We start from the raw sequence: 13,888 nt of genomic DNA, 5'->3' as shown, positions 1-13,888 counted from the left end.
TTCTGGCCGACCACCGCCCCCGCCGAGGACCGATGCGCACCCTGCTGCCCCAGCTCGCCCGTTTCGGCACGGTCGGGCTCGTGGGCCTGGTTGTCGATGTGGCGCTGTTCAACGCACTGCGGCTGACCGTTCTCGCCCCGGAGGTGATCGCCGAGGGCCCGGTCATCGCGAAGGTGATCTCGACCTCGATGGCGATCGTCGTCAACTGGCTGGGAAGCCGGTACTGGACGTTCCGGCGCGAGCAGCGCCGGCCGGCCGTGCGCGAGGCCGTCGAGTTCGCCGTCGTCAGCATCGGCGGCATGTTCATCGCTGTCGGATGCCTGGTGATTTCGCACTACGTGCTCGGGTTCACGAGCGTGCTCGCCGACAACATCGCGACCAACGTGGTCGGGCTCGGGCTGGGCAGCGCCTTCCGCTTCGCGCTCTACCGCTGGTGGGTGTTCCACCCGGAGCGTGCCGACTACGGGCGGCCGAGCCCCACGTAGGTGAAGCCCGCGTCGCGCCAGCGCTGCGGGTCGAGGCAGTTGCGGCCGTCGACGATGAGCCGGGCCGGCGTGCGCTGGGCGATCGTCACCGGGTCGAGCTCGCGGTACTGACGCCACTCGGTGACGACGACCAGGGCGTCCGCCTCGGCGATGGCGTCGTCGAGCTCCGGACGGTAGTCGAGCTCGGGGTGAACGCGGCGCGCGGTCTCGATCGCCTCGGGGTCGGTCGCTCGAACGAGCGCGCCCGCCGCCACCAGACGGCCGGCCACGTCGAGTGCCGGGGAGTCGCGCACATCGTCCGATTCGGGCTTGAAGGCGAGCCCGAGCACGGCGACGCGGCGATCGGTGAGGCCCCCGAGGTTCGCGTCGACCAGGTCGACGACGCGCTGCCGGCGGCGGAGGTTGATCTGGTCGACCTCCTCCAGGAAGGTCAACGACTCGAGCCCGAGCTCGCGCGCGCGGGCGCGGAAGGCGCGGATGTCCTTCGGCAGGCAGCCGCCGCCGAATCCGACGCCGGCGTTGAGGAAGCGCCGACCGATGCGCGTGTCGTGACCGATCGCATCGGCGAGCGTCGTCACGTCGGCACCGGTGACCTCGGCGATCTCGGCGATCGCGTTGATGAACGAGATCTTCGTGGCGAGGAAGGCGTTGGCCGACACCTTCACCAGCTCGGCCGTGGCGAAGTCGGTCACGATGCGCGGAATGCCCGAGGCGAGGGGGGTGGCGTACACCTCATCGAGCAGCTCTGTCGCGATCGAGTCGCCGGGGCGCACGCCGTACACGAAGCGGTCGGGGGTCAGGGTGTCGCTGACGGCGAAGCCCTCGCGCAGGAACTCGGGGTTCCACGCCAGCTCGGCGCCCGTCTGCTCGACGATCGCGGCGAGGCGGGCGGCGGTGCCGACCGGCACGGTCGACTTGCCGACGACCAGGTGACCCGGGCCGATGTGCGGCAGCAGCGAATGCACAGCCGCATCGACGTAGCGCAGGTCGGCGGCGTCGCTGCCCGCCTGCTGGGGAGTGCCGACGGCGATGAAGTGCACGCGCGCGTCGGCGGCGGCCGCGATGTCGGTCGTGAACCGGAGGCGGCCGTGGCGGGAGCCGAGCAGGTCGTCGAGACCCGGCTCGAAGAAGGGCGAACGACCGGCGGCCAGATCGGCGACCTTCGCCGCATCGACATCGATGCCCACCACGTCATGGCCGAGCTCCGCCATGCAGGCGGCGTGCACGGCACCCAGATACCCGCAACCGATCACCGAGATACGCACCGGACGAGCCTACCGGTGCGCGCGTGGCCCAGAGCGCGCCGGCCCGGGGCAGCCGTGATGACGACGAGGTGGAGCGGGCTCGTCAGTCGCGGGGCCGGCGGGGCCCGGCATCGCCGGTGTCGGCAGCGCGCCGCACGACCGGGATCGACGTCGTGCTGGCCTCCATCACGTCGCCGAGGGCCGCCTGCACCAGGTCGGCGCGCGGCACATCCCGCAGCACGATCGGCCGGTCGAGCCCGGTGTTGAGCAGCACGTCGCCCGAGCGGAAAGCGCCCTGCAGCCCGGAGCGCCGCAGCGTCACGTCATGACCGCGGCTGAGCAGCACCTCGCTGCGGGTGCGCACGAACAGGCCGCGGCTGAGCACGATCCGCCGCGTGGTGACGACGTACTGCGTGCTCAGCCAGCGCAGCAGGGGCAGCAGCCACAGCAGGGCGGCGAGCAGCACGCCAATGCCGAGCGCGAGGAGGCGCATCCAGAGCTCATCGAGGGTGAACGCCAGGTAGGTGGAACCGCCGGCGAGCGCGATGAGCGCCAGGGAGGGCAGGACCAGGGCCCGAGCGTGCGGCCGCAGGCGGGCGATCACCCGTTCCGGTGCGCGTCCCTCCCCCGTCATGCCCTATTCATACCGCAGATGGGTCACGTCACCCGCGGCAATCGCGATGGTCGGTTCCGTCGTGTCGGCGGGGCGCACCAGCAGGCGCCCGTCGTCATCGAGGCCGGATGCGATGCCGATGAGCACCGCCGCCCCCGGGCGGTCGACGCGCACCGCGCGGCCGAGGGTGCCCAGCTCGGGCTCGACGATGCCGCGCAGGTCGGCCGGGCGCGGCACGGAGCGCCACTGGGCGACGAGCGGCAGCAGTTGCTCGAGGTACGCAGCGAGGGCGCGATCGACGGCAGCCTCCTCGGCGGCGAGCCCCTGGAGGACGAGCGAGGTCGCCGTCGGCACCGGCAGCTCGTCGGCCCGGGCCGTGAGGTTGAGCCCGGCGCCGATCACGACGCCGTGCGGCGTCAGCTCGGTGAGCAGCCCGCTCAGCTTGCCCGGCGCCGGGCCGGACTCGACGAGCACGTCGTTGGGCCACTTCAGGCGGGCATCCGCCACCCCGAGCGCACGGACCGCGCGGACCATCGCCACGCCGGCCACGAGCGGCAACCAGCCCAACCGGTGCGGATCGGGGGCCCCTTCATGCCGGACCAGGACGGAGACGGCGAGCGCCGAGCCGGGCGGCGTCGACCAGACCCGATCGAGCCGGCCCCGCCCCGCCGTCTGCGTGTCGGTGGCGAGCACCGCGAGGTCGGGCGCATCGGCCGCTCGCGCGACGAGCTCGCTGTTCGTCGACGCGCAGGCCGCGCGCCAGTCGAGCGCGGGGGCGAGGGCACGACTGAACGGCATCGAATCGGAAGGGGCAACGTCAGTCATGGGCTCAGGCTAGGCGCGGGGCCGGGTTTTTGTGGGCGATCACCAACCGGTGCCCGGGGGGTGCTGTCGATAGGCTGACCCGGTGACCGAGCAGACGAGCCCCCCCGACCTGTCGACCACCGCCGGCAAGATCGCCGACCTCAAGGTGCGCTACCACGAGGCGGTGACCGCCGCCGGCGAGGCCGCGATCGAGAAGCAGCACGCGAAGGGCAAGCTGACCGCCCGCGAGCGCATCGACGCGCTGCTCGACCACGGCAGCTTCGTCGAGCTCGACGAGTTCGTGCGGCACCGCACGAGCGCCTTCGGCATGGATGCCAAGCGCCCCTACGGCGACGCGGTCGTCACCGGCACCGGCACCATCCACGGCCGCCAGGTCGCCGTCTACAGCCAGGACTTCACCATCTTCGGCGGCTCGCTCGGCGAGGTCGCGGGCGAGAAGATCATCAAGGTCATGGAGCTCGCGCTCAAGACCGGTGTGCCGATCATCGGCATCCTCGACTCGGGCGGCGCGCGCATCCAGGAGGGAGTGGTCGCGCTCGGCAAGTACGGCGAGATCTTCCGCCGCAACACGGCGGCCTCCGGCGTGATCCCGCAGATCTCGATCATCTGCGGCCCGGCCGCCGGCGGTGCCGTGTACTCGCCCGCGCTGACCGACTTTGTGATCATGGTCGACAAGACCAGTCAGATGTTCGTCACCGGCCCCGACGTCATCAAGACCGTCACCGGCGAGGATGTCGGCATGGAGGAGCTCGGCGGCGCGCTCACGCACAACCGCACCTCCGGCGTCTCGCACTACCTCGCGAGCGACGAGCACGATGCCTTCGACTTCGCCCGGGCGCTGCTGAGCTACCTGCCCGACAACAACCTGGCCGAGCTGCCGCAGTACGAGTCGGCCGTCGAGCTCGAGATCACCGACGACGACCGTCGGCTGAACACGATGATCCCGGACAGCCCGAACCAGCCGTACGACGTCGTCGACATCATCGACCACGTCGTCGACGAGGGCTCCTTCCTCGAGGTGCAGCCGCTGTTCGCGCCCAACATCGTCGTCGGCTTCGCCCGCGTCGAGGGCCGCAGCGTCGGCGTCATCGCCAACCAGCCGAACGCGATGGCGGGCACCCTCAACATCGATGCCGGCGAGAAGGCCGCCCGCTTCGTGCGGTTCTGCGACGCGTTCTCGATCCCGATCCTCACCCTCGTCGACGTGCCCGGCTACCTTCCCGGCACCGATCAGGAGTGGACGGGCGTGATCCGCCGCGGGGCGAAACTGCTGTACGCCTACGCCGAGGCGACGGTGCCGCTCGTCACCGTGATCACCCGCAAGGCCTACGGCGGCGCGTACATCGTCATGGGCTCAAAGCAGCTCGGTGCCGACATGAACCTCGCCTGGCCGACGGCCGAGATCGCCGTGATGGGCGGGCAGGGTGCGGTGAACATCCTGTACCGCAACGAGATCAAGGCGGCCGAGGCGGCCGGCGAGGACGTCGCGGCGGTGCGCACCCGCCTGGCGAACGAGTACACCTACAACGTCGCGAGCCCGTTCCTCGCCGCCGAGCGCGGCGAGCTGGACGGCATCATCGAGCCGGCCGCGACGCGCGTCGCCGTCATCAAGGCCCTGCGGGCCCTCAAGGGCAAGCGGGCGAGCCTGCCGCCGAAGAAGCACGGGAACATCCCGCTGTGAGCGGCCTGCCGTCGAGCGAGCCGGAGCAGTTCACGGCGACGGATGCGGTGCCCGCCATCCGCGTCGTGGCAGGCAGCCCCACCGAGGAGGAGCTCGCCGCCACCCACGCCGTGATCATGGCCGTGCTCGCCGAGCAGGCGGCGCGGGGCGCCGAGCGCGTGGAGCCGCCCGTCGACCTCTGGCGGCGCAGCGGGCGGGGCATGCGGGCGACCGTCGCCGCCGGACCGGGCGCCTGGGCCGCCAGCCGGGACATGCGCGGCTGCTGACGGAGACCCCCCCTTTCGGGGGATATGTCCCCCGGTTCCACTCCCCGAGTGCTGAGATTTCCGCAGAAAACCGGGGTTCTCGGCTCGATGGGGTACAGATTCTGTCCCCCAGAGTCCTCCAAAATGACGACTGTGCACCCTCGCTGCACTTGGCATCCTTGAGACATCGGATGGACCCATCGTTGGTCCACCGCCGATCACCACCGCTCGGGTATGCGGTTCTGTGATTGGGGGGCGAGGGAGCTCGGCATTCGGGTTGCAGGACTCCCTCGATACATGACGAAGGGCCGGAGCTGGGTACTCCGGCCCTTCGGTCGTTAACGCTGCGGGTGCTCGGCGCGCAGCGTGATCGGGTGGCGAGCAGCTGTCACGCGACATGCGCCGCAGCGAATCGCTCCGCGATTCGCACCTAGCGGCTGGTCCGCGGGATCTCCAGCCAGAGGTCGACGACATCGTCCTCGTCGTCCTCGTCGCTCTCCCCCAGCTCGCGGACGCGGCTCGATGCCGAGGGGGTCAGGCCGACCACGGTGACCGCGGTCTCCGAATCGGCCGGGGCCGTGCGGGCGATCACGCGTGTGGCCGACGTCGTGCGGATCGCCTCCGCGAGCATGCCGAGCACGCGGTCGAGCGAGGCCGCGTCGAGCTCATCGAGGCCGCCCTCGTCGAACAGGGTGACAGCGACTCCGCGACGGCGCGCGGCCATGACCTCGCGGCGCACCGCGTCGTCGAGCAGCCGCCGCCCGCGGATCTCGTCGCGGATCGCGCCCTCGAGGTGCAGACACTCCTGCCGCTGTTCATCCGTCAGCTCACCGCCCGACTGCTCGATGATCGTCAGCATGGGCACCGCCATGGCGCCGGTCTGGCCGAGCCGGGTCTGACGCTCGTACAGGTGAGCCTCTTGCGCGGCCTGCCAGTCGGTGGCCTCGCGCTCGGCCCGGGCGAAGCTCGCCGCATCACGCGAGGCCTTCGCGAGCGCCCGAGAGAGGATGTGCGAGACCGCGACCCACGAGATGCTGCCCACCACGCCGATGCCGAGCAGCAGGCCCGGCCCGCCCCACACGATCGTGTGCACGACCAGCACCGCGATGCCGATCCAGGCGAAGAGGTGGCGCCGGCGCGTGGAGGTGATGGTCATCAGGGTTCCGACCGCGGCGACGTACCAGGTCGCGTAGCTCAAGCCTCCGGGGCGGGCAGGATCGAGCTGCGAGGCGACGAGCACGGTGATCGCCAGGCAGGCGATGACGTTGACGACGGCCATCCAGGTCGACATGCGCTCGGGCTGCCCCGGCAGCATGCTGATGGTCACCGTACTGGCGTAGATGACCATGGCCGCGAGCACGGGGAGCGGGTTGGCCGGGATATCAATCGTGTACAGCCCGAGCACGATGTGGTACGCCGCGAAGATGCCCGCCATCGACACGATGAGGGCACGGGGAACACCGATCCTCACGCGCGCACCTCCTCGCCGTCGGTGGAGAGCGCGGGGCCGCCTGCGAACGCGGCGTCCTCGCCCTCCACCGGAACGACCGGCCAGGACAGGGTGATGACGGTTCCCTTGCCGGCGCTCGACTGCACGTCGGCTCGACCGCCCGCGTTCGCCGTGCGCTCGATGATCGAGCGACGCACACCAAGCCGGCCCTCCGGCAGGTGCTCCGGGTCGAAGCCCGCTCCCGCATCGCCGACCTCGATCTCGACGGCGCCGCCGTGCACGCCCGACACCCTCAACCACCGCCGCACCTCGGGCGGCCCCGCGTGCTGCACGCTGTTCATCATCGCCTGCACCGCGGCGGAGTACAGCGCCTCGGCCTGCGCCGAGGGGATGACGCGGGTGTCGAGCGAGCGCACCCGCACGGCGAACGGCGCCTGCATCTGACGCGCCGCCGTCACGATGCGGTCGGCGAGCTGCCGGAACCGCACGGTTGTGCCGTCATCGGGTGACACGAGCGCCGCCTCCTCGAGGTGCCGCATAGCCGCGGAGGCCATCTGCGCCGAGAGCGCCTTCTGCTCCGGGGTCTCCGCCCGCGCGGCCGTCAGCAGCGTCGTCAGCACGCTGTCGTGCACGATCGAGTCGACGTGCACGCGCTCCACCTCCGTCGCGTGCTGGCGCACGGCCCGGGCGTAGCGGTCGAGGGCCGCACCCTGGGCCTCGTCGACCGAGGTCGCGGCCACACGCGTCATCGTGATGATGATGAGCACCGCGCCGCCCAGGATGATCGCGTAGATGGCGTTGAACAGTCCGAGCTCCCAGGGGCCGCCGCCGCCCTGCGGGGTCGCCCTGATGACGCCGTAGATGAGCGGGACGACGATGAGGTAGATCAGTGCACCCCGCACCCGCAGGCCGATCGCCGCGGTCGCGGTCGCCACCGTGGTCAGCTGGTACAGCCAGTGGTCGCCCTGCTGCGGCACCTCGGGGTCGGCGAGGAAGAACGGCCAGGTGACCAGGGCGACCGCGTAGACCGCCGAGACCAGCAGGTGCGACGGCCCGACCCACCGCTTGATCGTCGAGCAGAGGAGGGCCACGAGCAGCGAGCCGTAGAGGGCACCCACGGTGAGGGCCGACCACACGGGCTGCCCCAGGGAGTACTGGCCCAGCAGCCCGGGCACCGCCTGCAGGCCGAACACGATGCCGAACCAGGCGACGGAGCGCGAGACGACGGTGTCGACCCGCTTGCGGCTCAACGGCGTGCGCTGCGGGGCGCGCTGCGCCGCGCGCTGCGCGGACCGCTGCGCGGCACGATCGGCTGGGGCGCTCGCGACGCGCTGCGATGGTCGCCGCGATGCGCGCTGCGATGAGCGCTTCCCCGTGGAGGCGTCGGCCGCGGCGACGGGCGCGGGCTCAGGCCTGGTCATCACCGTCGGGGTCGAGACCGGGCAGGATGCCGTCCTCCACGGCGCGGCGCAGGAGGTCGACCTTCGTCGGGGCGGGGCGACCCACCTCGACGTACTTCGCACGGATGCGGTCGAGGTACTCGCGCGCGGTGGAGTAGCCGATGCCGAGCTGCTGGGCGGCCAGCTTGAGGGGCAGCCCGCTCGCGTACAGGTGCAGGATCTCCCGCTCGCGCCGCCCGAGCTGGGCCTTGGCGAAGTCGCGGTCGGCGTCGATGGCGCTCGCCCACTCGAGGTTGTTCAGCACCTCGCCGCGGGCAACCGTCTCGGCCGCAGCGATCACGGTGCTCGTCGCGGACGACTTCGGGATCACCCCGGCCGCTCCGGCCGCGAGAGCCTCGCGCACACTGGCCACGCGGTCGGCGATGGAGTGCACCAGCACACCGGCCCCGAGCGACTGCACGGCCTTCACGTTCTCGGTCACGCTCGAGCCGTCGCCGAGCGACAGGTCAAGCACGACGACGTCGGGCTCGCGGCCCTCGAGCAGCTCGATCAGCTCCGCGACGCTCGGCGCGGTGCAGAGAACGTCGAATCCGGCGTTCTCGAACGCCGCCTGAAGCCCGAGCCGCACGGACTCGTGGTCATCGACGACCGCGACGCGCACCTTCTTGCTGCCAGAGGAGACCACTGCTACCGAACCGGACCTTTCGAACGCGGCACTGCGCCCGCGAATCCCGCGGCGGTGCTGGATTCCATCGTACCGATGGAGTCACCCCGAACGGGGGGCGCGGCTCGCCGGGCGCTCAGGTGCGCACGAGCGTCGCGACCGCCTCGACGTGGTGCGTGTGCGGGAACAGATCGAGACCCCGGATGCCCACCAGCCGATACCCGTGCTCCGCGGCGAGCGCCACATCGCGCGCGAGCGCCACGGGGTCGCAGGCGACGTAGACGAGCTGCGCGGGGGCCAGGCGCCCGAGCAGCTGCATGACCTCGCCGCCCGCTCCCGAGCGCGGCGGGTCGAGCACGACCGTGGCCGCCCGCAGCCGAGCGCGGTCGGCCTCCGAGGCGCCGCTGTCGAGCGTGCGCAGCCAGCGGTCGACGCGCCCGGTCTCGGCCGAGGCACCCACCCACTCGGCGAGGTTCTCGCTGGCGTGGTCGGTGGCGCGCTCGTCGGACTCGACGCTCGTGATGCGGGTGGCGGGGCCGAAGCGGTCGGCCACCGCTGCGGCGAGCAGACCGACACCGCCGTAGAGGTCGAGGTTGTCGGCGCGCGGGTCGAACACGGTGGGGTCGATGGCCTCCTGCACCGCGGCGGTCAGGGCCACCGGCGCGGCCCGGTGCACCTGCCAGAAGCCCGTGTCGTCGAGCTGGAACTCGCGCTCGCCGACCACCTCGCGGATCACGCTCGGCTTCTGCTCGCCGATCACCAGGCGCGGTTCGCCCACGGTCGGCGCGAGCACGTCGAGGGTTCCGAGACCGGTGAACCGCTCGGCGAAGGGGATCGCGGCCTGCACGGCGGGCGTCGCGAGAGGCGCATCCGTCACCGGGATCACCGTGTGCGAGCGGGACGCCATCGGTCCGAGCCGGCCCTGCGGGTCGACGTGCAGGCGGATGCGCGTGCGCCAGCCGAGGCCGTTCGCCGCGGTGTCGCCCGGCAGGGCGTCGACGGCGAGCGGGTTCGGCAGGTCGTCGGGGCCGAGGCCCGCCTGCCGCTGCAGCGCCTCGGCGAGCACCTGGCGCTTCAGCTCGCGCTGGTGGGCGAGGGCGATGTGGCCGAACTCGGCGCCGCCGACGCGCCCGCGCGGGTCGCGGTCGAGCGAGGCGGCCGCCCAGACGTGCTCGCGACGGTGCTCGCTCGCCTCGAGCACCGCGACCGTGTCGGCGCGCCAGAAGCTCTTCTTGCGGTCGTCGCTCACGCGCGCCCGCACCGTCTCGCCGGGGATCGCGTCGGAGACGAACACCACCCGCCCATCGAGCCGCCCGACGGCGATGCCCCCGTGCGCGATGCGGTCAACGGTCAGCTCGATCTCGCGGCCCACGTTCTCACCCATGGGCCCAGCCTAGGGTTCGCTCCTCATGCTCGACGGCCCTGCGTGCGCGGGTACTGCGTCACATCGGCGGGTACAGCCTGAGTTGCGAACACCGCCGTAGCATCGCACCGTGCGCCTGTATCTCGCCTCGACCTCCCCCGCCCGGCTGGCCACCCTGCGCGCGGTCGGCATCGAGCCGGTCGCCTTCGCGCCCGGGGTCGATGAGGAGGCGGCGGTCGCCGCGGCTGAGAGCGCGCATCCCGACGGCCGTCTGCCGGCCGCCGAGATGGTGCAGCTGCTGGCGCGGCTGAAGGCCGAGGCGGGCCTCGACCCGGCCGTGCTCGTCGGCGCGGGCCTCGCGCCGACCGACATCGACGGGTTCATCCTCGGCGGCGACTCGGCGTTCGAGCTCGACGGCACCGTGTACGGCAAGCCGCACGAGGAGCACGTCGCGCGCGAGCGCTGGCTCGTGCAGCGCGGGCGCAGCGGTGTGCTGCACTCGGGACACTGGCTCATCGACCACCGCGGCGGCTCCGTGCGCGGCACGGTCGGGCGCGCCTCCAGCGCCGTCGTGCACTTCGCCGACGACATCGAGACGGCCGAGATCGACGCCTACATCGCCACGGGCGAGCCCCTGCGCGTCGCCGGAGCGTTCACCATCGATTCGAAGGGCGCCGGCTTCATCGATCGCATCGAGGGCGACCCCCACACGGTCGTCGGCCTGTCGGTGCCGCTGCTGCGCAAGCTCGTGCACGAGCTCGGCGGCCGCTGGACGGATCTCTGGAACCGCTGACCCGGTCCCCTCCCGCCCATCGGCGGAACCGATAACGCCCCGGCCCTCCTTTTGTGGCGCACCGCCAAACCGGGGCACCCGGCGCACCCCTAGGCTGGGGAACCATGGCCCGCATCACGAAGATCCTCATCGCCAACCGTGGCGAGATCGCCGTCCGCGTCATCCGCGCCGCCCGCGACGCCGGCATCGCCACCGTCGCCGTCTACGCCGACCAAGACCGGGATGCCCGCCACGTGCGCCTCGCCGACGAGGCCTACGCGCTCAACGGGTCGACGAGCGCCGAGACGTACCTCGTGATCGACAAGCTGCTCAGCGTCGCCCGGCGGTCCGGAGCGAACGCGGTGCACCCGGGCTACGGGTTCCTCGCCGAGAACGCCGACTTCGCCCGCGCCGTGATCGATGCGGGCCTGATCTGGATCGGGCCCTCCCCTGAGGCGATCGAGAAGCTGGGCGACAAGGTCAGTGCCCGACACATCGCCGAGAAGGTCGGCGCGCCGCTCGCTCCCGGCACCCTGAACCCCGTCAGCGGCGCCGACGAGGTGCTTGCCTTCGTCGACGAGCACGGGCTGCCCGTCGCCATCAAAGCCGCCTTCGGCGGCGGCGGCCGCGGCCTGAAGGTCGCCCGCACGCGCGAGGAGATCCCGGAGCTGTTCGAGTCGGCCACCCGCGAGGCGGTCGCCGCGTTCGGCCGCGGGGAGTGCTTCGTCGAGAAGTACCTCGACAAGCCGCGCCACGTCGAGACCCAGTGCCTCGCGGATGCGCACGGCACCGTCGTCGTCATCTCGACGCGCGACTGCTCGCTGCAGCGCCGCCACCAGAAGCTCGTCGAGGAGGCCCCCGCGCCGTTCCTCACCCCCGAGCAGATCGAGCTGCTCTACTCGTCGTCGAAGGCGATCCTCAAGGAGGTCGGGTACCTCGGCGCCGGCACCTGCGAGTTCCTCATCGGCGCCGACGGCACCGTGTCGTTCCTGGAAGTCAACACCCGCCTCCAGGTCGAGCACCCGGTGTCGGAGGAGGTCACCGGCATCGACCTCGTCCGCGAGCAGTTCCGCCTCGCCGAGGGCGAGCCGATCGGCTACGACGACCCCGTCGCGCACGGGCACTCGTTCGAGTTCCGCATCAACGGCGAGGACCCGGGCCTGAACTTCCTGCCCATGCCCGGCCCGGTGCACGCCCTGCGCTTCCCCGGCGGCCCCGGCGTGCGCGTCGACTCGGGCGTCACCACGGGCGACGTGATCTCCGGCGCCTTCGACTCGCTGCTCGCGAAGCTCATCGTCACCGGCAAGACGCGCGAGGACGCCCTCGAGCGCTCGCGCCGCGCCCTCGCCGAGTTCGAGATCGCCGGCCTGCCGACCGTGCTGCCCTTCCACCGCGCGATCGTCGATGACCCGGCCTTCGCGCCCGCCGACGGCGCGCCGTTCAGCGTGTACACGCGCTGGATCGAGACCGAGTTCGACAACCAGCTCGAGCCGTGGAGCGGCTCGCTCGCCGAGCCGCTCGCGGCCCCCGCCCCGCGCCACACCGTGGTGGTCGAGGTCGCCGGCAAGCGCCTCGAGGTGTCGCTGCCGGACAGCCTGGCCCCCGCATCCGGTGCTCGCGCGCAGACCGCGCTCGCCGCGCCCCCGTCGCGCCGCGGCGGCTCGCGCGTCGCGGCCGGGGCCTCGGGCGACGCGGTGAAGAGCCCGATGCAGGCCACAGTCGTGAAGCTCGCTGTCGCCGAGGGCGACACGGTCGTCGCGGGCGACCTGGTGGTCGTGCTCGAGGCCATGAAGATGGAGCAGCCGATCACCGCGCACCGTGACGGCACCATCAGCGGCATCGGCGCGGCCGTCGGCGACACCGTGGCCTCGGGCCACGTGCTGCTCAGCATCGTCGACTAGCGCGGTGCGGCCCGCGCGCCCTCCCACCCCGCGCTCCCGTGCGCGCAGCCGGACGGGCGGCCGTGCCCGCAGCCAAGAGCCGGGGCGTCAGCCCTGACGACGAACGTTCGCGCTCATCGCCGACAGACCTGGTCCGGGCGCGGGCACAGGCGCGAGCTCGGGCCCGGGCTCTGGCGCGGGAGGCTGCGGACGGCCTCGGCGAGGCGCACTCGCGTCCGAATCGCTGCACCCCGTCTCACCAGCGCAGACCGATGTGGCGCAGTTTCGCTTCGAGGAGGCGCGGCGAGCGGGCGACGGCCCAGTCCCACCGGCCGAAGCCGCTGAGCTCGAGACGTACCTCGTCTTCCCGCACCTTCTCGTCGTAGACGACCTGCTCTGCCGTCCGACCGTTGCGGTAGCGCGGGTCGAGGTACTTCGCCCTGCCGTCGAACTCCGCTCCGATGTTCTGCCCGGGCCAGTAGAAGTCGAGGTCGTAGACCCGTCCGGTGACACTGATGATGCGGTGCTGCAGCACCGGCAGGGGAACCCCCAACCGCATCATCGTGAGACGGCTGAGCGACTCTCCGGGAAGGTGCGCTCGCCCATCGGCCAGACTCACCACACGAGCGGCGCGCCGCTCACCATGACACGGAGGGATTCGCTGAAGCTCTCGCTCGAGATCCGCCCGCGTTGCTCCCTCGCGCGGAATTCCCGGGCGGGGATGCTCGATCCGACGCAGGGCGGCATCGGCGACCGTCACGGCGACCTCGAGCGACTCTGTGCGACTGATGTCGATGACGGTCCGCGCCAGCGAGGTGGTCGGAATGCCCGCGATCACCACGGGATGCTCGTCGGGCGCTCCGGTGCGACGAGAGCGCTCGACGGTGGAGCGACCCCCGCCGATGGGCGGCCCGAGCGTGTGGACGCGGTCGGGCCACGGCTCGATCATCGGCAGGCGCCAGAGTGCCGCCGCCGACAGGTGGGCGACGAGCTCGTCGCCGGGCATCCGTTCGGCGACTGCGCGGACCCGCAGTCGGTAGCGAGCGTCATCGTCGAGTTCGGCCCACGTCGACGCAGGCACAAGGACACCGCGGGCAACCCGGTGGTAGAGGCGAGCGGCGAGGTCGCGGTAGAGGCGGCTGCGGTCGCCCAGGTCGTCGACCTGAGAGAGGCGGAGGAGATGGGAGTCGGAGAGGTAATGGTCGAGGGAGCGCATGCGCGGAGTGTCGCCGAGGCCTGGACAGGATGATGACGACCGCGCGGTGC

General features: G+C 72.0%; 13 protein-coding genes. 5 read left to right on the top strand and 8 right to left on the bottom strand.

Annotation, left to right across the window (positions count from 1 at the left end):
- Positions 1-32 precede the first annotated feature (32 nt).
- Positions 33-485 (top strand): GtrA family protein, encoded by a 453-nt coding sequence (locus BJ959_RS10125; RefSeq protein ID WP_153981468.1) that lies wholly within the window; start codon positions 33-35, stop codon positions 483-485.
- Here the strand turns inward: BJ959_RS10125 and BJ959_RS10120 are convergent.
- From BJ959_RS10120 to BJ959_RS10110, 3 genes are all read right to left on the bottom strand, one after another.
- Entirely contained in the window at positions 461-1,750 is a 1,290-nt protein-coding gene (locus tag BJ959_RS10120) for a nucleotide sugar dehydrogenase (protein ID WP_153981469.1), read from the bottom strand. The genes BJ959_RS10125 and BJ959_RS10120 overlap by 25 nt on opposite strands.
- A gap of 82 nt (positions 1,751-1,832) precedes the next feature.
- The gene (locus BJ959_RS10115; RefSeq protein WP_207949172.1) at positions 1,833-2,363 is read right to left on the bottom strand and encodes a PH domain-containing protein; all 531 of its coding nucleotides are present in this window, start codon (positions 2,361-2,363) and stop codon (positions 1,833-1,835) included.
- Between the two features lie 3 nt (positions 2,364-2,366).
- Positions 2,367-3,167, bottom strand: coding sequence for a biotin--[acetyl-CoA-carboxylase] ligase (locus BJ959_RS10110; RefSeq protein WP_243738920.1), 801 nt, complete (start codon positions 3,165-3,167; stop codon positions 2,367-2,369).
- Positions 3,168-3,249: 82 nt separating this feature from the next.
- Here BJ959_RS10110 and BJ959_RS10105 point away from each other — a divergent pair, with 82 nt between their 5' ends.
- Both BJ959_RS10105 and BJ959_RS10100 read left to right on the top strand, forming a co-directional pair.
- Positions 3,250-4,848, top strand: a complete 1,599-nt coding sequence (locus BJ959_RS10105) for a carboxyl transferase domain-containing protein (RefSeq protein ID WP_153981470.1) — start codon at positions 3,250-3,252, stop codon at positions 4,846-4,848.
- Complete coding sequence (locus BJ959_RS10100; RefSeq protein WP_153981471.1) at positions 4,845-5,114, top strand: acyl-CoA carboxylase epsilon subunit; 270 nt, start codon at positions 4,845-4,847, stop codon at positions 5,112-5,114. Before BJ959_RS10105 ends, BJ959_RS10100 begins: the two co-directional genes overlap by 4 nt.
- 409 nt (positions 5,115-5,523) lie before the next feature.
- Here the strand turns inward: BJ959_RS10100 and BJ959_RS10095 are convergent, their stop codons facing one another.
- From BJ959_RS10095 to BJ959_RS10080, 4 genes are all read right to left on the bottom strand, one after another.
- Positions 5,524-6,564 carry a hypothetical protein gene (locus BJ959_RS10095; protein WP_341799921.1) on the bottom strand — a complete coding sequence of 347 codons (1,041 nt, stop codon included), beginning with the start codon at positions 6,562-6,564 and terminating at the stop codon, positions 5,524-5,526.
- Complete coding sequence (locus BJ959_RS10090; protein ID WP_183321975.1) at positions 6,561-7,964, bottom strand: sensor histidine kinase; 1,404 nt, start codon at positions 7,962-7,964, stop codon at positions 6,561-6,563. The genes BJ959_RS10095 and BJ959_RS10090 overlap by 4 nt, the downstream gene beginning before the upstream one ends.
- Positions 7,951-8,628, bottom strand: coding sequence for a response regulator (locus tag BJ959_RS10085; protein ID WP_153981472.1), 678 nt, complete (start codon positions 8,626-8,628; stop codon positions 7,951-7,953). Before BJ959_RS10085 ends, BJ959_RS10090 begins: the two co-directional genes overlap by 14 nt.
- Before the next feature lie 115 nt (positions 8,629-8,743).
- Positions 8,744-9,991 carry a class I SAM-dependent RNA methyltransferase gene (locus tag BJ959_RS10080; protein ID WP_153981473.1) on the bottom strand — a complete coding sequence of 416 codons (1,248 nt, stop codon included), beginning with the start codon at positions 9,989-9,991 and terminating at the stop codon, positions 8,744-8,746.
- 109 nt (positions 9,992-10,100) lie between these two features.
- Here BJ959_RS10080 and BJ959_RS10075 point away from each other — a divergent pair, with 109 nt between their 5' ends.
- Both BJ959_RS10075 and BJ959_RS10070 read left to right on the top strand, forming a co-directional pair.
- The gene (locus BJ959_RS10075; protein ID WP_153981474.1) at positions 10,101-10,763 is read left to right on the top strand and encodes a Maf family protein; all 663 of its coding nucleotides are present in this window, start codon (positions 10,101-10,103) and stop codon (positions 10,761-10,763) included.
- Positions 10,764-10,867: 104 nt separating this feature from the next.
- Positions 10,868-12,643, top strand: a complete 1,776-nt coding sequence (locus tag BJ959_RS10070) for an acetyl/propionyl/methylcrotonyl-CoA carboxylase subunit alpha (RefSeq protein ID WP_153981475.1) — start codon at positions 10,868-10,870, stop codon at positions 12,641-12,643.
- Positions 12,644-12,878: 235 nt separating this feature from the next.
- Here BJ959_RS10070 and BJ959_RS10065 read toward each other — a convergent pair whose 3' ends face one another.
- Positions 12,879-13,838 (bottom strand): hypothetical protein, encoded by a 960-nt coding sequence (locus tag BJ959_RS10065; RefSeq protein ID WP_153981476.1) that lies wholly within the window; start codon positions 13,836-13,838, stop codon positions 12,879-12,881.
- Positions 13,839-13,888: the final 50 nt, after the last annotated feature.

Source organism: Microcella frigidaquae (assembly GCF_014200395.1).
Classification (GTDB): domain Bacteria; phylum Actinomycetota; class Actinomycetes; order Actinomycetales; family Microbacteriaceae; genus Microcella; species Microcella frigidaquae.
Note: the sequence above shows the minus strand (reverse complement) of the source record. Positions and strands in the feature narration are given on the sequence as shown.